Source organism: Pseudomonas sp. SMN11 (genome assembly GCF_052041945.1).
Lineage (GTDB): Bacteria > Pseudomonadota > Gammaproteobacteria > Pseudomonadales > Pseudomonadaceae > Aquipseudomonas.
This window is the reverse complement of the sequence record NZ_JBKGGW010000015.1, coordinates 1-24,424: the sequence shown is the minus strand read 5'-3', so window position 1 is coordinate 24,424 and position 24,424 is coordinate 1. Positions and strand designations below refer to the sequence as shown.

General features: G+C 62.2%; 24 protein-coding genes and 5 tRNA genes. 7 read left to right on the top strand and 22 right to left on the bottom strand.

The window, feature by feature from the left end; all coding sequences use genetic code 11:
- Positions 1–21 precede the first annotated feature (21 nt).
- The 3 genes from ACLEJU_RS14780 to ACLEJU_RS14770 all read left to right on the top strand — a co-directional run bounded on the left by ACLEJU_RS14780 (position 22) and on the right by ACLEJU_RS14770 (position 2,337).
- On the top strand, positions 22–651 hold the full coding sequence (locus tag ACLEJU_RS14780; protein WP_435424160.1) for a DUF1780 domain-containing protein: 630 nt from the start codon (positions 22–24) through the stop codon (positions 649–651).
- A gap of 132 nt (positions 652–783) precedes the next feature.
- On the top strand, positions 784–957 hold the full coding sequence (locus ACLEJU_RS14775) for a DUF3094 domain-containing protein (protein ID WP_435424159.1): 174 nt from the start codon (positions 784–786) through the stop codon (positions 955–957).
- Positions 958–1,041: 84 nt separating this feature from the next.
- Positions 1,042–2,337: an NAD(P)/FAD-dependent oxidoreductase gene (locus tag ACLEJU_RS14770; RefSeq protein ID WP_110639969.1), complete on the top strand. Its 1,296-nt coding sequence runs from the start codon at positions 1,042–1,044 to the stop codon at positions 2,335–2,337.
- Positions 2,338–2,431: 94 nt separating this feature from the next.
- Here the strand turns inward: ACLEJU_RS14770 and ACLEJU_RS14765 are convergent.
- From ACLEJU_RS14765 to rluD, 8 genes are all read right to left on the bottom strand, one after another.
- Positions 2,432–2,507 (bottom strand) — tRNA-Lys (locus ACLEJU_RS14765).
- Between the two features lie 5 nt (positions 2,508–2,512).
- Positions 2,513–2,589, bottom strand: a tRNA-Pro gene (locus tag ACLEJU_RS14760).
- 50 nt (positions 2,590–2,639) lie between these two features.
- Positions 2,640–2,715 (bottom strand) — tRNA-Lys (locus ACLEJU_RS14755).
- Positions 2,716–2,721: 6 nt separating this feature from the next.
- Positions 2,722–2,798 (bottom strand) — tRNA-Pro (locus ACLEJU_RS14750).
- 4 nt (positions 2,799–2,802) lie between these two features.
- Positions 2,803–2,878: transfer RNA gene (locus ACLEJU_RS14745), tRNA-Asn, on the bottom strand.
- 444 nt (positions 2,879–3,322) lie between these two features.
- Positions 3,323–5,887 (bottom strand): ATP-dependent chaperone ClpB, encoded by a 2,565-nt coding sequence (gene clpB, locus ACLEJU_RS14740; RefSeq protein ID WP_294339501.1) that lies wholly within the window; start codon positions 5,885–5,887, stop codon positions 3,323–3,325.
- A 140-nt stretch (positions 5,888–6,027) separates the two neighbouring features.
- Complete coding sequence (gene pgeF / locus ACLEJU_RS14735; protein WP_435425132.1) at positions 6,028–6,768, bottom strand: peptidoglycan editing factor PgeF; 741 nt, start codon at positions 6,766–6,768, stop codon at positions 6,028–6,030.
- The gene (gene rluD, locus ACLEJU_RS14730; RefSeq protein ID WP_159412195.1) at positions 6,765–7,727 is read right to left on the bottom strand and encodes a 23S rRNA pseudouridine(1911/1915/1917) synthase RluD; all 963 of its coding nucleotides are present in this window, start codon (positions 7,725–7,727) and stop codon (positions 6,765–6,767) included. The genes pgeF and rluD overlap by 4 nt, the downstream gene beginning before the upstream one ends.
- Positions 7,728–7,874: 147 nt before the next feature.
- Here rluD and ACLEJU_RS14725 point away from each other — a divergent pair, with 147 nt between their 5' ends.
- Both ACLEJU_RS14725 and ACLEJU_RS14720 read left to right on the top strand, forming a co-directional pair.
- The gene (locus ACLEJU_RS14725; RefSeq protein WP_060512985.1) at positions 7,875–8,894 is read left to right on the top strand and encodes an outer membrane protein assembly factor BamD; all 1,020 of its coding nucleotides are present in this window, start codon (positions 7,875–7,877) and stop codon (positions 8,892–8,894) included.
- A 93-nt stretch (positions 8,895–8,987) separates the two neighbouring features.
- Positions 8,988–9,212 carry a PP0621 family protein gene (locus ACLEJU_RS14720; RefSeq protein ID WP_435425131.1) on the top strand — a complete coding sequence of 75 codons (225 nt, stop codon included), beginning with the start codon at positions 8,988–8,990 and terminating at the stop codon, positions 9,210–9,212.
- 99 nt (positions 9,213–9,311) lie between these two features.
- Here ACLEJU_RS14720 and thiO read toward each other — a convergent pair whose 3' ends face one another.
- From thiO to ACLEJU_RS14695, 5 genes are read right to left on the bottom strand one after another with little or no spacing between them, the layout of a single operon-like run.
- Complete coding sequence (thiO, locus tag ACLEJU_RS14715) at positions 9,312–10,409, bottom strand: glycine oxidase ThiO (RefSeq protein ID WP_435425130.1); 1,098 nt, start codon at positions 10,407–10,409, stop codon at positions 9,312–9,314.
- Positions 10,410–10,462: 53 nt separating this feature from the next.
- Positions 10,463–10,852: a type IV pilin protein gene (locus ACLEJU_RS14710; protein ID WP_435425129.1), complete on the bottom strand. Its 390-nt coding sequence runs from the start codon at positions 10,850–10,852 to the stop codon at positions 10,463–10,465.
- Position 10,853: 1 nt separating this feature from the next.
- Entirely contained in the window at positions 10,854–11,327 is a 474-nt protein-coding gene (locus ACLEJU_RS14705; protein ID WP_435425128.1) for a hypothetical protein, read from the bottom strand.
- Complete coding sequence (locus ACLEJU_RS14700; RefSeq protein WP_435425127.1) at positions 11,324–11,971, bottom strand: PilW family protein; 648 nt, start codon at positions 11,969–11,971, stop codon at positions 11,324–11,326. Before ACLEJU_RS14700 ends, ACLEJU_RS14705 begins: the two co-directional genes overlap by 4 nt.
- The gene (locus ACLEJU_RS14695; protein WP_435425126.1) at positions 11,968–12,150 is read right to left on the bottom strand and encodes a prepilin-type N-terminal cleavage/methylation domain-containing protein; all 183 of its coding nucleotides are present in this window, start codon (positions 12,148–12,150) and stop codon (positions 11,968–11,970) included. The genes ACLEJU_RS14700 and ACLEJU_RS14695 overlap by 4 nt, the downstream gene beginning before the upstream one ends.
- 109 nt (positions 12,151–12,259) lie before the next feature.
- On the opposite strand from ACLEJU_RS14695, the gene ACLEJU_RS14690 reads away from it, so the two are divergent.
- The gene (locus ACLEJU_RS14690; protein ID WP_435425125.1) at positions 12,260–12,739 is read left to right on the top strand and encodes a GspH/FimT family pseudopilin; all 480 of its coding nucleotides are present in this window, start codon (positions 12,260–12,262) and stop codon (positions 12,737–12,739) included.
- A 1-nt stretch (position 12,740) separates the two neighbouring features.
- On the opposite strand, the gene ispH is transcribed toward ACLEJU_RS14690, so the two are convergent.
- The 6 genes from ispH to murJ all read right to left on the bottom strand — a co-directional run bounded on the left by ispH (position 12,741) and on the right by murJ (position 20,076).
- Positions 12,741–13,688 carry a 4-hydroxy-3-methylbut-2-enyl diphosphate reductase gene (ispH, locus tag ACLEJU_RS14685; protein ID WP_435425124.1) on the bottom strand — a complete coding sequence of 316 codons (948 nt, stop codon included), beginning with the start codon at positions 13,686–13,688 and terminating at the stop codon, positions 12,741–12,743.
- A gap of 14 nt (positions 13,689–13,702) precedes the next feature.
- On the bottom strand, positions 13,703–14,140 hold the full coding sequence (fkpB, locus tag ACLEJU_RS14680; RefSeq protein ID WP_435425123.1) for an FKBP-type peptidyl-prolyl cis-trans isomerase: 438 nt from the start codon (positions 14,138–14,140) through the stop codon (positions 13,703–13,705).
- Positions 14,133–14,648, bottom strand: coding sequence for a signal peptidase II (gene lspA, locus ACLEJU_RS14675; protein ID WP_054886101.1), 516 nt, complete (start codon positions 14,646–14,648; stop codon positions 14,133–14,135). Before lspA ends, fkpB begins: the two co-directional genes overlap by 8 nt.
- Positions 14,641–17,472 (bottom strand): isoleucine--tRNA ligase, encoded by a 2,832-nt coding sequence (gene ileS, locus ACLEJU_RS14670; RefSeq protein WP_435425122.1) that lies wholly within the window; start codon positions 17,470–17,472, stop codon positions 14,641–14,643. Before ileS ends, lspA begins: the two co-directional genes overlap by 8 nt.
- Positions 17,469–18,419, bottom strand: a complete 951-nt coding sequence (ribF, locus tag ACLEJU_RS14665; RefSeq protein WP_103445786.1) for a bifunctional riboflavin kinase/FAD synthetase — start codon at positions 18,417–18,419, stop codon at positions 17,469–17,471. Before ribF ends, ileS begins: the two co-directional genes overlap by 4 nt.
- A 118-nt stretch (positions 18,420–18,537) precedes the next feature.
- Positions 18,538–20,076: a murein biosynthesis integral membrane protein MurJ gene (gene murJ, locus ACLEJU_RS14660; protein WP_103445787.1), complete on the bottom strand. Its 1,539-nt coding sequence runs from the start codon at positions 20,074–20,076 to the stop codon at positions 18,538–18,540.
- 250 nt (positions 20,077–20,326) lie between these two features.
- On the opposite strand from murJ, the gene rpsT reads away from it, so the two are divergent.
- On the top strand, positions 20,327–20,605 hold the full coding sequence (gene rpsT / locus ACLEJU_RS14655) for a 30S ribosomal protein S20 (protein WP_003247625.1): 279 nt from the start codon (positions 20,327–20,329) through the stop codon (positions 20,603–20,605).
- A 169-nt stretch (positions 20,606–20,774) separates the two neighbouring features.
- Here rpsT and ACLEJU_RS14650 read toward each other — a convergent pair whose 3' ends face one another.
- The 3 genes from ACLEJU_RS14650 to ACLEJU_RS14640 are packed head-to-tail and all read right to left on the bottom strand — an operon-like array spanning position 20,775 to position 24,337.
- The gene (locus ACLEJU_RS14650) at positions 20,775–23,075 is read right to left on the bottom strand and encodes an MlaD family protein (RefSeq protein ID WP_435425121.1); all 2,301 of its coding nucleotides are present in this window, start codon (positions 23,073–23,075) and stop codon (positions 20,775–20,777) included.
- On the bottom strand, positions 23,068–23,691 hold the full coding sequence (locus ACLEJU_RS14645) for a paraquat-inducible protein A (RefSeq protein ID WP_435425120.1): 624 nt from the start codon (positions 23,689–23,691) through the stop codon (positions 23,068–23,070). Before ACLEJU_RS14645 ends, ACLEJU_RS14650 begins: the two co-directional genes overlap by 8 nt.
- On the bottom strand, positions 23,678–24,337 hold the full coding sequence (locus tag ACLEJU_RS14640; protein WP_435425119.1) for a paraquat-inducible protein A: 660 nt from the start codon (positions 24,335–24,337) through the stop codon (positions 23,678–23,680). The genes ACLEJU_RS14645 and ACLEJU_RS14640 overlap by 14 nt, the downstream gene beginning before the upstream one ends.
- Positions 24,338–24,424: the final 87 nt, after the last annotated feature.

Sequence of the window (24,424 nt, the reverse complement as noted above, 5' to 3'; positions counted from 1 at the left end):
TTAGCGGCTAAGCTTGTTCCCATGGATGACTCAGACTACCTGCGCCTGCTTACCATCCAGGCCGAACAAGCCAATGCCTTCCTCTCCAACGCCCGCAAGTGGGAGCGGGAGCGGTGGGTGTGCCAGCGCCTGTTGCAAGGGCTGAATATCCCCTACCGCAGCGAGGACTTCACCCCGGCCGGCCAGGAGCCACCGGACGTGCTGTTCCGCGATGCGGCATTCGAGGTTTTTTTCGTGCTCGACGAAGGCCGCCGCCTCAACGACGAGTGGCGAGAAGAGCTGCAGCGCCGGCGCAGTGCCTTTTCCCTGGCCCAGCTGGTGCGCCGCGAAGCCCGCCCCCGGCGCATCGCCGCCGCCGAGCTGCTCGGGCGCCTGGCGCCGACCCTGCGCAAGAAGGCGCACAACTACCGCGAGCGCGGGCTGGACTTGAGTGAGTTGGACATCATCGCCTTCGCCAGCCTCAAGCGCGAAGTGCTCGACCTCAACACCCATTTCCCGCCACCCACCGAATACCTGCGCCAGGGCTGGCGCTCGCTGTCGCTGGTCGGGCCGACGTTCGCCCGGGTGCTGTTCGCCCACCCCGATGCGGCGGACTTTCTACGCGGCAACCTGGGGCGCAGCATCGTCTTCGACGTGGGCATCAGTCTTTGATCCACTGCCGAGAGTCTTTGCGATGGCGTAAACTCGGCGCCAGGTATAGAAAGCATTATCATTTGTTCGAAGCGCTTGCCTGAACGCTGTGGCGTTCGGGCAGTCACAAACGTCTACCTGACGAGGCCCACCATGACCAGTCGCCTGACCCCGGAAGATCAGCGTCGTGTCGATGAGTATCTGCGAGCCCCCCAGCACCAAGTCGAGCGCCGGCCTTTTCGGCCCTGGCTGCTCCTTGTGCTGGTACTGGCCGTGACCATCGGGTTGGGTCTCATCAGCCGCCTGCTGAGTGGACTGGTGCTATGAGCTGCGTTGCGCTCGCCCTCCCCTCGTGCAGTTTGCGGCCGGCCCTTGGGGCCACGAATTCCGTAAACCTTATGAGATATCCCCATGACTCATCGCATCGTGATTGTCGGCGGCGGCGCCGGCGGCCTGGAACTGGCGACCCGCCTGGGTAAAAGCCTGGGCAAGCGCAAGCAGGCCGAGATCACCCTGGTCGACGCCAACCTCACGCACATCTGGAAACCGCTGCTGCACGAAGTGGCCGCCGGCTCGCTGAACTCTTCGGAAGACGAACTGAACTACGTGGCCCAGGCCAAGTGGAACCACTTCAACTTCCAGCTGGGGCGCATGAGCGGCCTGGACCGTGAAGGCAAGCAGATCCAATTGGCCGCCACCCTCGATGAAGAGGGCCGCGAGTTGCTGCCTGCGCGCACCCTGGGCTACGACACCCTGGTCATTGCCGTGGGTTCCAACACCAACGACTTCGGCACCCTGGGTGCGGCGCAACACTGCCTGTTCCTCGACACCCGCAAGCAGGCCGAGCGCTTTCACCAGCAGCTGCTGAACCACTATCTGCGTGCCCACGCCGGTGACGTGGCCAGCGAACAGATCAGCGTGGCCATCGTCGGCGCCGGTGCCACCGGTGTGGAACTGGCCGCAGAGCTGCACCACGCCGCCCACGAACTGGCAGCCTATGGCCTGGACCGCATCCAGCCCAAGGACATGCACATCACCATCATCGAGGCCGGCCCACGCGTGCTGCCGGCGCTGCCGGAGCGCATCAGCGTGCCGGTGCACAAGACCCTGGAAAAACTCGGGGTGAAGGTGATGACCAATGCTGCGGTCAGTGAAGTGACCGAGGATGGCCTGAAGACCAAAGACGGTGAAGTGATCCAGGCGAGCCTCAAGGTGTGGGCGGCGGGTATTCGTGCGCCGGGCTTCCTCAAGGATATCGACGGCCTGGAAACCAACCGCATCAACCAGCTGGTGGTGCGCCCTACCCTGCAGACCACCCGCGATGACAATATCTTCGCCTTCGGTGACTGTGCCGCGTGCCCGCAGCCGGGCAGCGACCGCAACGTGCCGCCACGGGCTCAGGCCGCGCACCAGCAGGCTTCGATGCTGGCGCAGAGCCTGAAGGCGCGGCTGGAGAACAAGGCGCTGCCGACTTACGAGTACAAGGACTACGGTTCGCTGGTGTCGCTGTCGCGCTTCTCGGCAGTGGGCAACCTGATGGGTAACCTGATGGGCAGCGTGAAGCTGGAAGGCTGGCTGGCGCGGATGTTCTACGTGTCGCTGTACCGCATGCACCAGATGGCGCTGTATGGCTTCTTCCGCACGGCGTTGATGATGCTGGGCAGCAAGATTGGCCGGGGCACTGAGCCGCGATTGAAGCTGCACTGATCGAAGATGAAGGGTCGCCTAGGCGGTCCTTCTTTTTGCCCATTTTTTCGAGGCAAAAGAAAAAGGGCATCTCATGCGAGATGCCCTTTGTTCTTGGTGGGTCGTGTAGGATTCGAACCTACGACCAATTGGTTAAAAGCCAACTGCTCTACCAACTGAGCTAACGACCCAAAAATGGTCGGGGTGAGGGGATTCGAACTCCTGACATCCTGCTCCCAAAGCAGGCGCGCTACCGGACTGCGCTACACCCCGAGGTCTTGCTTAAAAAAAAGGGCACCTCGATCGAGATGCCCCTTTTTACATGGTGGGTCGTGTAGGATTCGAACCTACGACCAATTGGTTAAAAGCCAACTGCTCTACCAACTGAGCTAACGACCCGGAAAATGGTCGGGGTGAGGGGATTCGAACTCCTGACATCCTGCTCCCAAAGCAGGCGCGCTACCGGACTGCGCTACACCCCGAGATTGGCTCCGCGACCTGGACTCGAACCAGGGACCCAATGATTAACAGTCATTTGCTCTACCGACTGAGCTATCGCGGAACTGAACTTCGGCACATCTTTACAGCTTCGAAGCTTGTGTTAGCTTCGGTCTCTTTGGCTATCCGCTTTCGCGTTGTCGCTGCTGAGGCCGGCTATTCTACATTCTTCGTTTTGCTTGTCAACCACTTTTTTTCATTCAACTTACTGATTTGTAAGTTGTTTTGCGGTCACCGATGTTTCTGGTGATTCGCTTAGTGCCTGACAACGCGGCGTATATTAGGGGCACACGTTTTTTGATGCAAGCAGAAATTTCAAAAATTTCAGCAAGTTATCCAAGAAGGCCGGAAAGCCCCGGATTTGCTGGGCCTGTGCCGGCCTCTTCGCGGGCTCGCCCGCTCCCACAGGAGATCGCATTACCCTGTAGGAGCGGGTTTACCCGCGAAGAGGCCGGTAAAGGAAGACACAAAAAAGCCCCGCCGAAGCGGGGCTCATTTGCAGGAACAATCAGGCAAATACGATTTCGTCGCCTTCCACCTTGGCGGTAATCGCCGTCCCTGGGATGAACTTGCCAGCCAGGATCAGCTGCGCCAGCGGGTTTTCGATCCAGCGCTGGATCGCCCGCTTCAGCGGCCGTGCGCCATATACGGGGTCGTAACCCACGGCGATCAACTTGTCCAAGGCCTCTGGGCTCAGGCTCAGCGACAGTTCGCGTTCGAGCAGGCGGCTGCGCAGGCGGCCAAGCTGGATCTCGGTGATACCGGCGATCTGCTCGCGGCCCAGCGGCTCGAACACCACCACCTCGTCGATCCGGTTGATGAACTCCGGACGGAAGTGCGAACCCACTGCATCCATTACCGCCGCACGCTGCGCCTCGCGATCCCCCACCAGTTCCTGGATCTGCGCCGAGCCCAGGTTGGAGGTCATCACGATCACCGTGTTGCGGAAGTCCACGGTGCGGCCATGGCTGTCAGTCAGGCGGCCGTCTTCCAGCACCTGCAACAGCACGTTGAACACATCCGGGTGAGCCTTCTCTACTTCATCCAGCAGCACAACCGAGTACGGCTTGCGGCGCACGGCCTCGGTCAGGTAACCGCCCTCTTCGTAACCGACGTAGCCTGGCGGGGCGCCGATCAGGCGAGCCACGGAGTGTTTCTCCATGAACTCGGACATATCGATGCGCACCATGGCCTCTTCGGTATCGAACAGGAACTCGGCCAACGCCTTGCACAGCTCGGTCTTGCCCACACCGGTCGGGCCCAGGAACAGGAACGAACCACTTGGCCGGTTGGGGTCGGACAGCCCGGCACGCGAACGGCGTACGGCGTTGGCAACAGCAGTGACTGCCTCGCCCTGGCCGATCACCCGCTGATGCAGCAAGTCTTCCATCTTCAGCAGCTTCTCGCGCTCGCCTTCGAGCATCTTCGCCACTGGGATGCCGGTCCACTTGGACACCACTTCGGCAATCTCTTCCTCTGTGACCTTGTTGCGCAGCAACTGGTTCTCGGTCTTGCCGTGCTGGTCGACCATCTGCAGGCTGCGCTCCAGGTCCGGGATCACCCCGTACTGCAGCTCGGCCATGCGGCTCAGGTCACCTTTGCGACGGGCGCTTTCCAGTTCCTGGCGGGCCTGCTCAATCTTTTGCTGAATCTGCGCCGAGCCCTGCACTTCGGCTTTTTCCGACGCCCAGATCTCTTCCAGGTCGGAATACTCGCGCTCCAGCCGCTCGATTTCTTCGGTGAGCTTCTCGAGGCGCTTCTTCGCCGCCTCGTCTTCTTCTTTCTTCAGCGCCTGGGATTCCACCTTCAGCTGGATCAGGCGACGGTCGAGGCGGTCGAGCACTTCCGGCTTGGAGTCGATCTCCATGCGGATGCGGCTGGCCGCTTCGTCGATCAGGTCGATGGCCTTGTCCGGCAGCTGGCGATCGGTGATGTAGCGGTGGCTGAGCTTGGCCGCGGCAATGATCGCACCGTCGGTGATGGCCACCTTGTGGTGCACTTCATAGCGCTCTTTCAGGCCACGCAGGATGGCGATGGTGTCTTCCTCGCTCGGCTCTTCCACCAGCACTTTCTGGAAGCGCCGCTCCAGCGCCGCGTCCTTCTCGATGAACTGGCGGTATTCGTTGAGCGTGGTGGCACCGACGCAGTGCAGCTCGCCACGGGCCAGGGCCGGTTTGAGCATGTTGCCGGCGTCCATGGCGCCCTCGCCTTTGCCGGCGCCGACCATGGTGTGCAGTTCGTCGATGAACAGGATGATCTGCCCTTCCTGCTTGGACAGCTCGTTGAGCAGGCCTTTGAGGCGCTCTTCGAACTCGCCGCGGTACTTGGCACCGGCGATCAGCGCGCCCATGTCCAGCGCCAGCAGGCGCTTGCCTTTCAGGCCATCGGGCACTTCACCGTTGATGATGCGCTGGGCGAGGCCCTCGGCGATGGCGGTTTTACCCACGCCAGGCTCGCCGATCAGCACCGGGTTGTTCTTGGTGCGACGCTGCAGCACCTGCACGGTGCGGCGAATTTCGTCGTCACGGCCGATCACCGGGTCGAGCTTGCCTTCCTCGGCGCGCTTGGTCAGGTCGACGGTGTACTTGTCCAGGGCCTGACGCGACTCTTCTGCGTTGGCGTCATTCACCGCCGCACCGCCGCGCAGGTTGTTGATGGCGTTTTCCAAGGCCTTCTTGGTCACGCCCTGGCTGAGCAACAGCTTGCCGAGCTTGCTGTTCTCGTCCATGGCGGCGAGCACCACCAGTTCGCTGGAAATGAACTGGTCACCCTTCTGCTGGGCCAGGCGGTCGGCCTGGTTGAGCAGGCGCGCCAGGTCCTGCGACATGTTCACGTCGCCAGTGGGGTTCTGGATTTTCGGCAACTGGTCGAGTTCTTTCACCAATGCCTGGCGCAGGTTGTTGATGTCGAAGCCGACCTGCATCAGCAGCGGCTTGATGGAACCGCCCTGCTGTTCGAGCAGTGCCTGCAGCAGGTGCACGGGCTCGATGGCTGGGTGGTCCATGCCAACAGCCAGGGATTGGGCATCGGATATTGCAAGCTGGAGCTTGCTGGTCAAACGGTCTATTCGCATGGTGTACCTTCCTTTAAAGGGCAGGTCGGAGCGATGGACAGCGCCTGTTTATGAAGAAACCTGCCTGAGATGACCTTATAGATAAGGCTGATTCTGGAAGATTCAAGCGTAGCGGGATTGACCGGGGTCAGCTTTCTGGATTAGCGCGGGGCCAACCAGACCAACGAGGCGAAGCGACCACCTTGAGGGGTACGGCGATAGGAGAAGAAGCGGGCATCACTGACCGTGCAGTAACCACCGCCATAAACAGCCGTCACCCCACGCGCCGCCAGGCGAATGCGCGCCAGCTCATAGATGTCCGCCATCAACTTGCCCGGCCGTTCGCCATCGACGAACGCCCTGACCGCCTCAGGATGCACGGCAGTGAAGGCATCGCGCACCTCCAGCCCCACCTCGAAAGCCTTGGGGCCAATGGCCGGCCCGAGCCACACCAGCACCTCTTCAGGCGCCAGCGCCAGGCGATCAAGGGTCGCCTCGAGCACACCACCCGCCAGCCCGCGCCAGCCGGCATGGGCTGCCGCCACGCGGGTACCGGCGCGATCACAGAACAGCGCTGGCAGGCAATCGGCCGTCATCACGGTACAGGCAATGCCAGGCTGGTCAGTCCAGCTGGCATCGGCCTCGGCCACCACCGCCGGGTCGGCATCCGCCACCACCAGGCCATGCACCTGCTTGAGCCAGGCTGGCTGGATGCTGAATACGTCGTTGAGGCGACGGCGATTCTCGGCGACGGCGAGCGGGTCATCGCCCACGTGGTCGCCTAGATTGAAGGATTCGTAAGGCGGCAGGCTGACGCCGCCCTCACGGGTAGTGACGCAGGCGCGAACCGAGGCCGGGGCTGGCCAGTCGGGGATCAGCAGCGACTGCGTCAGGCCGTTCATCCGATAAAGCTCTCGCGGTCCTGGTTGAGCAGCGACAGCAACCAGACGAAGTCGTCCGGCAGTGGCGACTCCCACTTCATCTTCTCACCGGTGATCGGATGGACCAAAGCCAGGAACCGCGCATGCAGCGCCTGGCGTGGGAAGTTCTTGACCGCCTCGACCATGGTTGGGCTCGCTGCCGGCGGAATACGGAAACGCACGCCGTACGTCTGGTCGCCGACCAGCGGATAACCGACATGCGCCATGTGCACGCGGATCTGGTGAGTACGACCGGTTTCCAGCTTGACCCGCACATGGGTGTGCGAACGGAAGCGCTTGAGCACCCGGTAGTGGCTGACCGCAGGCTTGCCGCCGTCAGTCACCGCCATGCGCTGGCGCAGCCCGCCGTGACGGCCGATCGGGGCGTCGATCTTGCCGCCGGCGATCACCACCCCAACCACGATGCATTCGTAGATGCGGCTGACAGTGCGGCTCTGCAACTGCTCGACCAGCTTGGTCTGCGCCTGCAGGGTCTTGGCCACCACCATCAGACCGGTGGTGTCCTTGTCCAGGCGGTGAACGATGCCGGCGCGCGGCACGTTGATGATGTCTGGCACATGGTGCAGCAGCGCATTGAGCAGCGTACCGCTGGCATGCCCGGCGGCCGGGTGTACAACCAGCCCGGCAGGCTTGTTGATCACCATGATGTGGTCGTCTTCGTAGACGATATCGAGTTCGATATCTTCTGCGACCCACTCACCCTGGGCCTCTTGCTCGGCCTCCAGGATAAGTTGCGAACCACCATGGACGGGGTCCCGAGGGCGCACGACCGCGCCATCGACCGTCAGGCGGCCTTCTTTGATCCACGAAGTAAGCCGCGAACGCGAATACTCGGCGAACAATTGGGCGGCGACCTGGTCGAGGCGTTGGCCGCCCAGTTCGGACGGGACCTCTGCGCTAAGTTGAATGATCTCGGACATGCTCGATTCGGCGGGCGCACAGCCTTTGGTTTCGGCTGCGAGCTTGTGGTTAAATACGGCTTCTTTTGTCCCGGGGTTGGCCGGGGCGCTCATCATAACAGGACGGCACCGCCCAAGACAGCGGCCGTCAAAGGGACGCAAGCCGCCATGCAAGTGAAACACCTGCTGCTGATCGCCATCCTCGGGCTCACCGCGGCCTGTTCCTCCAATAAGGAAGTCATTGACGAGAACCTCAGTGAGGCCGAGCTGTATCAACAGGCTCAGGCTGATCTGGACAACTCCAGCTACACCAGTGCCGTGAACAAGCTCAAGGCCCTGGAGTCGCGCTATCCGTTCGGCCGCTACGCCGACCAGGCGCAGCTCGAGCTGATCTACGCCAACTACAAGAACTCCGAGCCTGAGGCTGCCAAATCGGCTGCCGAACGCTTCATTCGCCTGCATCCGCAGCACCCGAACGTCGACTACGCCTACTACCTCAAGGGCCTGACTTCGTTCGACCAGGACCGTGGCCTGCTGGCGCGTTTCCTGCCGCTGGACATGACCAAGCGTGACCCGGGTGCCGCCCGTGACTCGTACAACGAGTTCGCCCAGCTGACCAGCCGCTTCCCCAACAGCCGCTACTCCCCGGACGCCAAGCAGCGCATGATCTACCTGCGCAACCTGCTGGCTTCCTACGAGATTCACGTGGCCGACTACTACCTGAGCCGCCAGGCCTACGTGGCCGCTGCCAACCGTGGCCGCTACGTGGTCGAGAACTTCCAGGAAACCCCATCGGTCGGCGACGGCCTGGCGGTCATGGTCGAGTCGTACCAGAAGATGCACCTGGACGAGCTGGCGGCCACCAGCCTGGAAACCCTCAAGCTCAATTACCCCGACCACCCGAGCCTGGTCGATGGCCAGTTCCAGCCCAAGCAGACCGAGTCTGACGGCCGCGGCTGGCTGTCCAAGGCCACCCTGGGCCTGATCGAGACCGAAACCCCGCTGCCGCCGGGTGAAACCCGCGCCAACCAGGACGTGGTCAAGCAGTTCCAGGACGCGCGCGACGAGATGCCGCAAGAGCTGCTGCCAAAGGACGAGAACGGCGACCCGATCGTGCCGGCAGGCCCCAAAGAAGCCGAGAAAGACCGCTCGTGGTTCAGCTACATGACCTTTGGTCTGTTCGACTGATCCAGGTGCAATGAGAAAGGGAGGCCCGAGGCCTCCCTTTTTTTATGCCCGCGTCCTAGACTGTCGGCTTCTACAACCAACAAGCTGGACACCATGGTTCGCCTACTTTTCTGGATCGCCCTGATCGCCGCCGCGTTCTGGCTGTGGCGCAAGTTCAAAGTCAGCCAGCAGACGCACTCCGAGCCGAAGCTCGACGCGCCATTGAAGATGGTGCGCTGCGCCCACTGCGGCGTGCACCTGCCCGACGACCGGGCGCTGCAGCAGGGGAATGACTGGTACTGCAGCCAGGCGCACTTGCAGCGGGGGCCTGGCCAATAAGGCAGAGGCTATCTCAGTTCAGGCCCTTTCGCGGGTGAACCCGCTCCCACACAGACCTGTGAGATCCCTGTGGGAGCGGGTTTACCCGCGAAGAGGCCCTCAGCCCAAACGCCCCGCTGGTGCATACGGTGCCAGATCGATGATCGGCTTGGCCCCGGTCAGCAGGTCGGTGAACAACTGACACGAAGCCGGCGCCAACACCAACCCGTTGCGATAATGACCGCAGTTCAGCCACAAACCGTCATGCCCCGGCACCGGCCCGATGTAGGGAATGCCTTCCGGCGAGCCAGGCCGCAGCCCTGCCCAATGCCCCACCACCGTGGCATCCTTCAGCTCTGGCAGCAGTTCGATGGCTGAAGCCTTGAGGCTGGCCAGCGCGTCCTCGGTCGGGGTCTTGTCGTAACCGGCATGCTCCAGCGTACTACCCACCAGAATGTGCCCGTCACGACGCGGGATCGCATAGCGCCCCTTGGCCAGCACCATGCTCGGCAGGAAATCTTCGGCGCACTTGAACAGGATCATCTGGCCCTTCACCGGCTCGACCGGCAGCTCGAGCCCCAGGGTGCGCAGCAGGTCACCGCTCCAGGCGCCAGCGCTGAGCACCACTTCATCTGCCGAGAGCACACCGCCAGCCGTCTGTACACCAGTTACGCGCCCGTTTTCATGAACGAAGCCGCTGACCTGGCAGTGCTCGCGCAAGGTCACGTTGGGCAGTGCCAGCAACGCCGCCTTGAGCGACTTCACCAGGCGAGGGTTACGCACATTGGCTACACCGGCCATGAAGATCGCGTGCTTGAAACCCGGGCCAAGCACCGGCACCGCATCGTAGGCGGCGGAGATATCCACAGCGCTGAGTGGCCGCCGTTCACGCTCGGCCCAGGCCAGCGCGTCGGCTTCGTCATCCAGATCGAGCCAGTACAGGCCAGTAGTGTGCACCTCCGGATCGACGCCAGTGCTGGCGAACAGGCGTTCGCCCAGCTGTGGATAAAAATCCTGCGACCAATGCGCCAGTGCGGTTACCGCCGGGCTGTAGCGCCAGGGGTACAGCGGCGAGACGATGCCGCCACCCGCCCATGAAGACTCACGGCCTACTTCGCCCTGATCACACACCACCACCTGGCCGACCGTCGCCGCCAGGTTGAACGCGGTCAGCAGGCCGATGACCCCGCCGCCGACCACCACTACTTGCTTGCTCATCTGTCGATCCAACACCTGAAGTAAATCCGCGATGCCTGGGCATCATTTAACCTTCAGCTCCCCCAGCAGCGCTCGCTGCCTTGCATGGCGCCCGGATTGCTCTGCACACCGGCCTGGTCGAGCTGGAAGTCGCCGCAGCGGTCCTCGGCCATCAGGCCGTCGGGCAGTCGCCGGGCGATCAGCGTGAAGGTGTCGCTGTCGCGTTGGGCCTGTAGGCGGTAGTGGCGGTTGCCGGCCGGCAACTGTGGGTCGCCCTCGGCATACTGGCCGGTGCGCACGCGATGGCGCTCCAGGCGCAGGGCAGCGTCATGCAGCAGGCCAACCACTTCGCTGCGTGCGGCTCGCCTGAGCTGGTCGCTGTAACTGGGGTAGGCAATGGCTGCCAGAATGCCGGTCACGGCCACGACAATCAACAACTCGATCAGGGTCATACCTTGCTGCATGTCAGTCCTGCCTCAGTCTTTGCCGCCAGAGGATGCGCTGGGGCGCCTGTGCTTGAGCGGTCGGAATGGCGTAGACGGCCTCCAGGACCTGGCGGGCTGCCAGTTGCTGGCTGACGGCTGTTACGCGGTACAAGGTGACCGGCTCACCCTCCGGCATATGGGCGGCTCGGGTGGTTGTACCCAGGTTCTGCAAGTGAAAGTAGCCACCTGTGACGCTTTGCCATTGGCCTTGCAGGTCGTGTGGACGTGATGGTGGTTGGCAGTCGCCGCACTGGCCTGGCGGAGCACGCAGGAGTTCTTCGGCGCCGGCCTGCAGTGCAGCTTCCGCCTCCTCGAATGCCCTCAGCCCCTCACGCACGATGGCGGTCATGCGCGTTTCGACCAGCGCATCGCGCAGGGCTGAAGCTGCAAGCAAAGCCAGCAGCAAACTGAGCACAAGCGACAGCAGCAGCACCACTCCGCGTTGACGGATCATGACTCGGAAACCAGATTGCGCAGCGCCACGCTCAGTTGATGGCGCTGCTCAATTTGTAGTGTCGGCTCAAACAGCGTCAGTTGCAGATCCACCCTTCCCCCCTCGGATGCATCAACCTGCGTCACCTGCATCTCACGCACATGGTTGGCGAGCGGCTGTGAGTTTTGGCCACGTATGAAATAGAGGGTTGAACCGCGCAGCTCGTAACGATGACGGCTGATTCGCACGGCCATGAGCGTGCCGGCTTGCGAAGGAGGGTCTTTGTACACGACGGCTCCATCACGGCAGTCCGTCAGCAATGTCCACTCCGGCTTCCCTGCGTACCCCGATGACTCAGCGACCACCAACTCCAGGCTGGACGACCCAATTACCAGTGGCTGCACGAACGCCTGCCGAGCTATCGGGTCCATGAAGTCATCGGGCTTCAGTCGCAGGCAACCGAACATGCCTGCCATTCGGATATCTTGAGCTATCCGTAGCATCGCCAACCGTGCATCATCCTGAAGGCGCAATGCAGCGCCTTGAAGGCGCCATGTTTGATGGGCAGAGACAAAGAGCTGACCAGCAGCGGCCAGCACCATGAGCCCGATTGCCATCGCCAGCATCACCTCCAGAAACCCGAAGCCGACTTGCTTGCGCATCATGGCCGGCTCCGCTCGTGTTCACTGTGCATCGCAAACGCCGCCTGCCCATCACGGCGCGCATTGTCCGTCACTTGCAATGCTTTCAGCTGCATCGCTGCCGAAGCGAATATGCCAACAGCCACCACTACGACAGCCAACAGTACTTCCAGAAGCGTCATGCCCCGCTGCTTCTTGTGCATCCTTGCACCTCCTGCGAGTTTTCCCGCCACTACCTTGAACTAGGTCGACTGGACCTCCTGTCCAATGACCGTGAAGCTATAGCCAAGCACTTCCAGGGAGGAATGCACGGTGAAGCAACGTGGTGTAACACTGATTCAAATGATGTTCGCCCTGGCCATGGCCGCCCTGCTGACGCAGCTCGGCATGCCGGCCTACGCGAGGTTGAGCGATGACCTACACAGAGCAGCGGCAGCCCGAGATCTGGCCCAGGCACTGCGCAGTGCGCGCAGCCACGCCATGCTGCAGAGCCAGGCTGTGCTAGTGCAGCCTCTGGAAAATGATTGGGGCAAGGGCTGGCGTGTGCAGCTGGAGCACAATCAGCAAGTGCTGCGCGAACACCGGCTAACGCGTTCGATGAGGATCGTCGAAAACACCAAGGGACAGGTGAAATTCGGTGCTCTGGGAATGCCAGTGGGCCAGTTCGGCGCGACGCTGGAGGTTTGTGAGCATTCCCCTGCGAGCAACAAGTATCAGGTAGTGATATCAAGCGCTGGCAGGGTCGACCTGCGCACAGTCAATGAAGCAGACTCCCTGTGCGCAGGCCGCTGATTCAGATCAGCGAGCGAACCCGCAGCTCTTTAGGCATGGAGAACGTGATGTTCTCCGGCCGTCCATCCAGCTCTTCGGCGCCGGTAGCGCCCCAGGCCTTGAGCTGTTCGATCACACCCTGCACCAGCACTTCGGGAGCCGAAGCACCGGCGGTGATACCCACCCGTTGCGCCTTTTCAAACCAGGCACGCTGCATGTCCTCGGCGCCATCGATCAGATAGGCCGGGGTCCCCATGCGCTCGGCCAGCTCGCGCAGGCGGTTGGAGTTGGAGCTGTTGGGGCTGCCAACTACCAGCAATACATCACTTTCGCTGGCCAGCTGCTTGACCGCATCCTGACGGTTTTGCGTGGCGTAGCAGATGTCGTCCTTGCGTGGGCCGCCAATATTCGGGAAGCGTGCGCGCAGGGCATCGATCACGCGGCTGGTGTCGTCCATCGACAGCGTGGTCTGGGTGACGAAGGCCAGGTGGTCCGGGTCGTTCACCTGCAGCTGAGCAACATCTTCCTCGTCCTCGACAAGGTAGATGGCACCGCCGTTGCTGGCGTCATATTGCCCCATGGTGCCTTCGACTTCCGGGTGCCCTTCGTGACCGATGAGAATGCACTCACGGCCATCGCGGCTGTACTTGGCCACTTCGATGTGCACCTTGGTGACCAGCGGGCAGGTCGCGTCGAACACCTTCAGGCCCCGGCCGGCGGCCTCCTGGCGCACGGCCTGGGAAACACCGTGGGCACTGAAGATGACGATGACGTCGTCCGGTACCTGGTCCAGTTCTTCGACGAAGATGGCGCCACGGTTGCGCAGGTCTTCCACCACGAACTTGTTGTGCACCACTTCGTGACGCACATAGATCGGCGGGCCGAAGACTTCCAGCGCACGGTTGACGATTTCGATCGCCCGGTCGACCCCCGCGCAGAAACCGCGCGGGTTGGCGAGTTTGATTTGCATGCTCGGCTCCAGGCTTACAGGGCCTTCACCTCGAGGATCTCCACCTCGAAGGTCAGGGTCTTGCCAGCCAGTGGGTGGTTGAAGTCGATGGTCACCTGGTTGTCATCGAACGCTTTGACCACACCCGGCAGCTCGGTGTTGGCGGCGTCGTTGAAGATGATCAGCAGCCCGTCGGACAACTCCATGCCCTCGAACTGGGGCCGCGGCATGACTTGCACGTTCTGCGGGTTGGGCTGGCCGAAAGCGTTTTCCGGGGCCACCACCACAGTGCGCTTGTCGCCGGCTTTGAAGCCGAACAGCGCGCTCTCGAAGCCTGGCAGCAGGTTGCCGTCGCCGACCTTGAAGGTGGCCGGGGCCTTGTCGAACGTACTGTCGACGGTGTCGCCGTTTTCCAGGTGCAGCGCGAAGTGCAGGGTGACTTCGGTGTTCTGGCCGATACGGGTGTCAGTCATGGACCGGATCCTCGGACTTCTTGCTCTTGAACATATCCAGCGCCAGCATCACCGCACCAACGGTGATGGCGCTGTCGGCCAGGTTGAAGGCCGGGAAGTAATGACGGTTCTGCCAGTGCACCAGGATGAAGTCGACCACATGGCCGAGCACGATGCGGTCGTACAGGTTGCCGATCGCACCGCCCAGTACCAATGCCAGCGCCACCGCCAGCCAGGTCTCGCCGCGCCCCAGTCGCTTGAGCCAGACCACCAGCACCGCACTGACCACCACGGCGATCAAGGCGAACAGCCAGCGCTGCCAGCCGGCGCCATCAGCGAGGAAGCTGAACGCTGCACCGGTGTTGTAGGCCAGGGTCCAGCTGAAGTAGTCGGGGATGACGACGATCTGCTGGTACATGGTCAGGGCATTGTTGAAGTACAGCTTGGTGGCCTGGTCGAGGACCAGGACCAGCAAGCTCAGCCACAGCCATGCAAGGCGCCCGAAGCGCCCCGCTGCAGGGTTAGGCATAGTGGCGCACCTCACCGGAACCGGTCAGGTTGTCGACGCAACGGCCACAGATTTCCGGGTGCTCCGGGTGGCTGCCGACGTCAGCGCGGAAGTGCCAGCAACGGCCGCACTTGACGTGGCCAGACTTGACCACCTGCAGTTTTAGGCCTTCGACTTCGGTGGCCACGGCTTCGGCCGGCGCCTGGGCGAACGGCACCACGCTGGCGGCCGAAGTGATCAGCACGAAGCGCAGCTCGTCGCCCAGCTTGCTCAGGTCTGCGCTCAGGCCTTCCTCGGCGAACAGGGTGACTTCGGCCTGCAGGTTGCCGCCGATGACCTTGGCAGTACGCTGGTTCTCCAGCTCCTTGTTGACCGCGGCCTTGACGGCCATCACGCGGTCCCAGTAGGCGCGGTCCAGCTCAGTGCTTTCCGGCAGTTCGGTCAGGCCCTGGTACCAGCCATTGAGCATGACCGATTCGTTGCGCTCGCCTGGCAGGTACTGCCAGATTTCGTCGGCGGTGAACGCCAGGATCGGTGCGATCCAGCGCACCAGCGCCTCGCTGATGTGGTACAGCGCGGTCTGGCAGGAACGGCGGGCGACACTGTTGGCGCCGGTGGTGTACTGGCGGTCCTTGATGATGTCGAGGTAGAAGCCACCCAGCTCCTGCACGCAGAAGTTGTGGATCTTCGAGTAGACGTTCCAGAAGCGGTATTCGCCGTAGTGCTCTTCCAGCTCGCGCTGCAACAGCAGGGTACGGTCCACCGCCCAGCGGTCCAGGGCCAGCATGTCTTCCGGGGCCAGCAGGTCGCGGGCCGGGTCGAAGCCGGACAGGTTGGAGAGCAGGAAGCGCGCGGTGTTGCGGATACGACGGTAGGCATCGGCGCTGCGCTGCAGGATCTGCTCGGAAACAGCCATCTCGCCCGAGTAGTCGGTCGCGGAAACCCACAGGCGCAGGATGTCGGCACCCAGGGTGTTGTTGACCTTTTCAGGCTCGATGGTGTTGCCCAGCGACTTGGACATCTTGCGGCCGCTTTCGTCCACGGTGAAGCCGTGGGTCAGCAATTCGCGGTACGGCGCGTGGCCGTCGATGGCGCAACCAGTCAGCAAGGACGAGTGGAACCAGCCGCGGTGCTGGTCGGAACCCTCCAGGTACAGGTCGGCGCGCGGGCCGGTGGCGTGGCCGATGTCGTGCGAGCCACGCAGCACGTGCCAGTGAGTGGTACCGGAGTCGAACCAGACGTCCAGGGTATCGGCGATCTTGTCGTACTGGCCGGCTTCGTCACCCAGCAGTTCGGCGGCGTCGAGCTTGAACCAGGCTTCGATGCCCTCTTGCTCGACGCGCTTGGCCACGGCTTCCATCAGTTCGACGGTGCGCGGATGCAGCTCGCCAGTCTGCTTGTGCAGGAAGAACGGGATCGGCACGCCCCAGTTACGCTGACGCGAGATGCACCAGTCGGGGCGGTTGGCGATCATCGAGTGCAGGCGCGCCTGGCCCCACGCCGGGACGAACTTGGTGTCTTCGATGGCTTTCAGCGCACGCTCGCGCAGCGGCTCACCGGTACTCGGCTGCTTGTCCATGCCGACGAACCACTGCGCAGTGGCGCGGTAGATCAGCGGGGTCTTGTGGCGCCAGCAGTGCATGTAGCTGTGGCTGATGGTTTCGGTGTGCATCAGCGCGCCGACTTCGCTCAGCTTGTCGACGATGGCCGGGTTGGCCTTCCAGATGAACTGGCCGCCAAAGAATGGCAGCGACTCGACGTACACGCCGTTGCTCTGCACTGGGGTGAGGATGTCGTCGTTGACCATGCCGTAGCGCTTGCAGGTGACGAAGTCGTCTTCACCGTAGGCAGGCGCCGAGTGCACCACGCCGGTACCGGCGCCCAGCTCGACGTAGTCGGCCAGGTAGATTGGCGACAGGCGGTCGTAGAACGGGTGGCGGAAGTTGACCAGCTCAAGGGCCGAGCCTGGGGCGGTGGCGATCACCGAACCTTCCAGGTTGTAGCGCTTGAGGCACGATTCGACCAGCTCTTCAGCCAGCACCAGCAGGCGCTCGCCGGTATCGACCAGCGCGTACTTGAACTCCGGGTGGATGTTCAGCGCCTGGTTGGCCGGGATGGTCCACGGGGTGGTGGTCCAGATCACGATGGCGGCTGGCTTGGCCAGCGAAGCCAGGCCGAAGGCGGCAGCCAGCTTGGCCTCGTCGGCGACCGGGAAGGCCACGTCGATGGTCTGGGATTTCTTGTCGGCGTATTCGACTTCGGCTTCAGCCAGGGCGGAACCGCAATCGAAACACCAGTTCACAGGCTTGAGGCCCTTGAACACGAAGCCTTGCTTGACCATCTCGGCCAGGGCACGGATTTCACCGGCCTCGTTGGCGAAGTTCATGGTCTTGTAAGGGTTGTCCCAGTCACCCAGGACGCCCAGGCGGATGAACTCGGTCTTCTGCCCCTCGATCTGCTCGGCGGCATACTCGCGGCACAGCTCGCGGGTGCGGTCGGCAGTCAGGTGCTTGCCGTGGGTGACCTCGACCTTGTGTTCGATCGGCAGGCCGTGGCAGTCCCAGCCCGGTACGTACGGCGCGTCGAAGCCCGACAGGGTCTTGGAACGGACGATCATGTCCTTGAGGATCTTGTTCAGCGCATGACCGATATGAATCTTGCCGTTGGCATAGGGCGGGCCGTCGTGCAGGACGAACTTCGGACGATCCTTGCCAATTTCGCGCAGCTTCTGGTACAGGCCAATGCTGTCCCAGCGCTGCAGGATCTGCGGTTCGCGCTGAGGCAGGCCGGCCTTCATGGGGAAGGCGGTGTCCGGAAGGTTTAGCGTGGCTTTGTAGTCGGTCATTTCAGGCTCTTCGTTAGCGGTTGAGCGTGCCAATGTGCACGTGCGGCGGCGATATCCGCATCGATCGCCGACTTCAGCGCCTCGAGGGAGGCGAATCGCTGCTCTTCACGCAGCTTGTGGTGGAATTCCACCGTCAGGCGCCGGCCATACAGATCGCCGGCATAATCCAGTAGATGAATCTCGAGGTGCGGGCGGCCGTCGCCGGCCACGGTGGGGCGCACCCCGATGTTGCCGACACCCGGCCAGGCCTTGCCGTCGATCTCGATGCTGGCCAGGTAGACCCCGGACAGCGGTACACGGCGGCGCTTGAGCTGGATGTTGGCGGTTGGCGTGCCGAGCTGGCGAGCCAGCTTCTGGCCATGCAGCACACGGCCGGTAATACGGTATGGGCGGCCCAGCAGGTGCTCGGCCAACTCGAAGTTGCCTTCGGACAGCGCCTTGCGCACCTCGGTGCTGCTGACCCGCAGGCCGTCCTGGATCACCGTGTTGGCAGCCTCGACGGTAAACCCGTATTGCTCGCCGGCAGCGACCAGGAAGGCGAAGTCGCCGGCACGGTCGCAACCGAAGCGGAAGTCATCGCCTACTTCGAGGTGGCGCACGCCCAGGCCATCGACCAGGATCGCCTTGACGAACGCATCGGCGCTGAGTTTGCTCAGGCGCTGATTGAACGCCAGGCACAGCACCCGGTCGATGCCTTCGGCGGCCAGCAGTTCGACCTTGTCGCGCAGGCGCGCCAGGCGGGCGGGTGCAGTGTCCGGGGCGAAGTACTCGCGCGGCTGCGGCTCGAAGATCACCACGCAGGTCGGCAGGCCCAACGCCTGGCCGCGCTCGCGCAGGCGCGCCAGGATCGCCTGGTGGCCGCGGTGAACCCCGTCGAAGTTGCCAATGGTGGCGACACAGCCCCGGTGCTCGGGGCGCAGGTTGTGAAGACCTCGAACCAGCTGCATAACGCGCTTCTTGCTCATAAAGTGGCCGATTATAACCACACCCGGGCGCTGGTGACAGGCAGCAGCGCCAAGGGGTGGCGTGGAATGCGAAAAACCGACGCCTGACCCGCCCTCTGCCTCAGTGCAGGGCCTTGCGGGCGAAATGCCGGGGCCGGAAACCACACAGGTAAAGGCAGCCGAAATAGGTCACCACACCCGCCGCGATCAACGCACCGAGGCGCAGGAACCGTTCAAGCATGTTGCCCTGTTCCCAGGCTGGCAGGTAGTGCATGCCCACCAGCAACACCGCCGCCATCAATGTGACTGCCAGCACCAGCTTGAGTAGATACATCGCCCAGCCCGGTTGGGGCTGGAACAATTGCTGGCTGCGCAGCTTCCAGAACAGAAGGCCCGCGTTCAGGCACGCACCCAGGCTGATCGCCAGGGCCAGGCCGGCGTGCTGCAGCGGGCCGATCAGCGCCAGGTTGAACAGCTGGGTGCAGACCAGGGTGAAGATCGCGATCTTCACCGGCGTACGGATATTCTGCTGCGCATAGAAGCCCGGTGCCAGTACCTTGACCAGGATGATCGCCAGCAGGCCGACCGAATAGGCGATCAGCGCGCGCTGGGTCATCGCGGCGTCGAAGGCACTGAACTTGCCGTACTGGAACAGCGCCACGGTCAGCGGCTCGGCGAGGATCGCCAGGGCCAGGGTGCACGGCAGTACCAGCAGGAAGCACAGGCGCAGGCCCCAGTCCATGATCCGCGAATACTCCTCGCGGTCCTTGTTGGCGTAGGTCTTGGCCAGGGTCGGCAGCAGGATGGTGCCCAGGGCAACGCCCAGCACCCCCGAAGGCAACTCCATGAGGCGGTCGGCGTAGTACATCCATGACACCGAGCCGGCGACCAGGAACGAGGCGAAGATAGTGTTGATGATCAACGAGATCTGGCTCACCGACACCCCGAGGATCGCCGGCAGCATCTGCTTGAGCACCCGCCATACGCCGGCATCGCGCAGATTGAGGCGCGGCAGCACAAGCATGCCGATCTTCTTCAGCGCTGGCAGCTGGTACAGCAACTGCGCCAGGCCACCGGCCAGCACGCCCCAGGCCAGGGCCATGATCGGTGGGTTGAAGTACGGCGTCAGCAGCACGGCGAAGATGATCATCGCCACGTTGAGCAGGGTCGGGGTGAACGCCGGGACCGAAAAGCGGTTCCAGGTGTTGAGAATCGCACCGGCCAGGGACGACAGCGAGATCAGCAGTATATAAGGGAACGTCACCCGCAGCAGGTCCGTGGTCAGCGCGTACTTCTCGGCGCTGTCGACAAAACCCGGGGCAGTGGCCCAGACCACCCACGGCGCGGCGAGGATGCCGACTGCCGTGACCAGGGCCAGCACCAGGGTCAGCAGGCCGCTGACATAGGCGATGAAGGTCCGTGTCGCCTCCTCGCCTTGCTGAGTCTTGTACTCGGCCAGAATCGGCACGAACGCCTGGGAGAATGCCCCTTCGGCAAATATCCGCCGCAGCAGGTTGGGCAGCTTGAAGGCGATGAAGAAGGCGTCGGTGGCGATTCCGGCACCGAAAACACGGGCCAGGATGGTGTCGCGCACGAAGCCCAACACCCGCGAAATCATGGTGATGGAGCTGACTGCAGCCAAGGATTTGAGCAGATTCATCGAAAAGATTCACGCCAGAGACAGAGGGCGCTGCCAGACAGCGTCCGAATGTGCGATACTCCCGCGCCTTCGCAGGGGAGCCAAAAATTCCCGAGTTTACAGGTAGCACGGCAGAAAGGAATATTTCCCGCCTGTTGCTGAACCACTCGGCGGAACCCTGCAGGTGGCCTTGACATCCGGTCGACTCATCGGCATGATTCGCGGCCTATTTTGTTTGCTATTTACCTAAAGTCTTTCGAGGAGCTCGACGGTGGCCAACACACCTTCCGCCAAGAAACGTGCAAAACAGGCTGAGAAGCGTCGCAGCCACAACGCCAGCCTGCGTTCCATGGTCCGCACCTACATCAAGAATGTAGTTAAAGCCATCGACGCAAAAGACGCCGAAAAAGCGCAAGCCGCTTACGTTCTGGCTGTACCTGTAATCGACCGTATGGCCGACAAAGGTATCATCCACAAGAACAAAGCTGCTCGCCACAAAGGCCGTCTGAATGGCCACATCAAGGCACTGAAAGAAGCTGCAGCTGCCTAAGCGACGCTTGTCGAAAAAACCGACCCTAGGGTCGGTTTTTTTATGCCTGCAGTTTAATGCCGCCTCCAGGCGTACGCTGTATTTGTGGGAGCCGCGCTTGCCGGCTCCCACAGGGGTTGCGCCAGCTTTAAGAATCAGAAAAGGCCGCTCGTGGCGGCCCCGTCTACTGTTACTTCGCGATCTGGATCTTCGGCGCCCACTGCAGCCAGGCATCTTCGGGCTTGTCGAACAAGGCGAAGGTCTGCTGCGGCCGTGCCGGGTTGCCCATCTGCTCGCCTTCAGGCGTGGCGAATGCAATACCGCCATCGATGAGCGTTTGCAGCGACTCGGTACGCACTGTCGCGCCCTTGAACAGCCCCCAGTCAAAGCCGAAGCCACTGCTGTTCCAGAACCGGCTGCCGCCGCGCACCAGGGCGGCATAACGTGGCTCAATCAGAATGTGGATCAACACGCGATCTGCAGTCTGGCCCAGCTCGAAACCGGTCACCTTGCCAACCGCCACCTCGCGATAGGTAACGGGCACCCCCGGCTTGATCGAACCACGCCTCGGCGCACTCAGGGTCAACGGCAGGCCCACTTCCTCTCCGACGATTTCAGGTGCCTCGCCCAGCGCAATGAAATCACGCTGCGGCCCTTTGTCCTTCGCCGCCGGCTGCACTTCGATGTACTGCCCACCAATCAAGGTATCGAGGTTCTCGGTGCGCACCAACCCAAGCGCCGGCTTTACCACCCAGAACTGCGTGCCTGCCCGGGCAATGCGATCAGCCGCTTCGGTGATGCGCGCTCGCAGCAATACAGCCTGCAAGTCTTTTGTCAGGTCCACGCTCTCGACGCTACCGACATCCAGGCCTCGGAAGCGGATTGGCGTACCCGGCTTGAGGCCGTCGGCACGATCTACTCGAATGGTGACCAGGGTACCGGTGCGGTTCACCGCCTCTTGGCTCTCCAGCAGGCGGAAGCGTGGAATATGGCGCTTGAGCGCAACATTCGGCGTAGGCGTATCGAAAGCGATACCGCCGGCCATCAGGGTCTGCAGCGACTCACTCTTGATCTTGATACCCGAAAGGCCACCGGTCAGGGTAATACCGCTGACGTTCCAGAAGCGCGAGGAACCGTTGACAAGGTTTTCGTATTCCTTCTCGATGTGCACTCCGATCAGGATCCGCTTGCTGTTGCGGGCAAACTGGTAGCTCTGCACGCTGCCGACTTTCACCTGGCGATACATCACCGGGCTACCGATCTCCAGAGAACCCAGAGTGTCGGCGAATAGCACCAGGTGCAAACCTGGCGCCTTCAGGTCCAGGGGCGGAGCCTTGGGCCGCGCCTCGAACTCGCGCTGCGGCTTGGCGCCCTTCTCGCCAGGGCGAATGGCAATGTAGTTACCTTTGACCAGCGCTTCCAGACCGGTGATACCGGCCAGGGAAATCGACGGTTTGACTACCCAGAACTGCGTGCCGTCGACCAGATAGTCCTCGGTAAGTGGATCCAGCGTCAGCTCCGCCGTGGCGCTGGCCAGATTGTCTTCCATCTTCAGGGTTTTCAACGAGCCGACTTGAATACCCTTGTACATGACCGGCGTACGGCCGGCCTGCAGGCCCTCATAGTCGCTCAACTTCACTTTGACACGGATACCCGCCTGGGCCGCATCGAAGTCTTCATACAAGCGGAACGGCAGGCTCGGGTCGGTCGGCGGGCTGTCCTTTCGATATTCCGGCGTGGCGAAGGCGATACCACCCGCCACGATGCTCGACAGCGACTCGCTGCGCACCTTAACACCCGATAGATCAGCGTCGATGCTGATGCCGCTGGCGTTCCAGAAACGCGTGTGCTTGCGCACCAGGCTGGCGTAGGCAGGCTCGATGAACACTTTGACCTCGACCGTGCTCTGGTCATCGGACAGGCGATAGCTTTTCACCCGGCCGACCTGGATCTGCTTGTAGAACACCGGGCTGTCCCGATTGAGCGAACCCAGGCGCTCGGCCTTGAGGGTCAGGTGCAGGCCAGGCTCGGTGTCGGACAGCGGTGGCGCAACCTTCAGTGCTTTGAAGCGCTTGGTCCGCTCGCCCTCACCAGGGCTGACCGCGATATAGTTGCCGGACACCAATGTTTCCAGGCCTGAGATACCAGCCAGGCTGACACTCGGCTTGACCAGCCAGAAGCGCGTACCCTTGGTCAGGTGCGGCTCGGCGGCCTTGTTCATTTCGATGGTGGCGATCACCCCCTGGTTCTCACCCTCGGCGTCGAGCACCAGCTTCGTGACCTTGCCGACCGACATACCCTTGTAGATCACCTCGGTCTTGTTGGCAACGATGCCTTCGCCGGTCTCGAAGCGCACCTCGATCTCCACGCCAGCATCGCGATAGGCCTGCCAGGCCAGCCAGCCACCGATCATTAGCGCGATCAGCGGCAGGATCCAGATGGCCGACCAGTTCGAGGCAGGGCGGGTTTTAGCCGTTGGCATGTCACTCATGGTCGTCATCCGACTCCGTGTTATCCCAGATCAGTCGGGGATCGAAAGTTAAAGCAGCAAGCATCGTGAGGATCACCACAGTTGCGAAGGCGACAGCGCCCAGGTTGGCTTCGACACTGGCGATGCGACCGAAATTCACCACTGCCACCAGAATGGCAATGACGAAGATGTCCAGCATGGACCAGCGCCCTATGAACTCGATGAAGCGGTACATCAGTATCCGTTGCCTTGCCGACAGCGGTTGGCGGCGCTGGACCGAATACAGCAACAGACCGATACCCACCAACTTGAAGGTAGGCACCAGGATGCTGGCAATGAACACCACCGCGGCGATTGGCACCATGCCGTGCTTGAGCAAGGTGATGACGCCGGACATGATGGTGTCGCCGCTGCCCTGCCCCAAGGTACTGATGGTCATGATCGGCAACAGGTTGGCAGGGATGTACAGAATCGCGGCGGTGATCAGCAGTGCCCAGGTACGGATGATGCTGTTGGGTCGGCGCGCATGCACGATGGCGCCGCAGCGTGTACAGGTCTGCGAATCGCTGTCGTCATCCTGACGGTTCAGTTCATGACATTCATTGCAGACCAGAATGCCTGCATCAATCGCCCGCATGGAGATCCTCCCCCGACAATGCACTCCATATCTGGTGTGGCGACATCACCACTTCGAGCCAGACCTGGACCAGCAATAGGCTGATGAAACAGAACAGGCCCAGGCCAACGGTCAGTTCAGCCAGGTCCACGAGTTTGACGATCGCCACCAGCACGCCCATGAAGTAGACCTCGAGCATGCCCCAGTCACGCAGATGATGATAAAAGCGGTAGAACACCAGCCCGTAATCACGCCCCACATTCAGGCGGATACTCAGCAACACGGCCAACTGGCACAGCAGCTTGATTAGGGGAATGGCCATGCTGCAGAGGAACACCACCACGGCAACGCCGCGCATCTCTGAGTTGTACAGGCCTAGCACCCCACTCCAGACGGTATCGTCCGAAGTCTGGCCGAGCAGGTGCAGCTGCATGATGGGCAGGAAGTTGGCCGGTACGAACAGCAGCAGAGCCGTCAGCACCAAGGCCAGGCTGCGGTTGACCACATTGTGCCGGTGGGCGTATAGCTCGTAGCCACAGCGTGGGCATTGGGCTTTTTCGTCATGCTGCAACACCGGCTTGCGCATCAGCAGGTCGCACTCGTGGCAGGCGACCAGCTCGTCCAGCGGCAGCTGCTCTAGGGCTTGGGTTTCGACGGGATCGGGCATCTTGGTATTCTGAATAGGTACGTCGGCTCTATTCTAGTGTTCCCAGCTCGAAATGTGGGAGACGACTAATGCCTGCAATGGATCCAG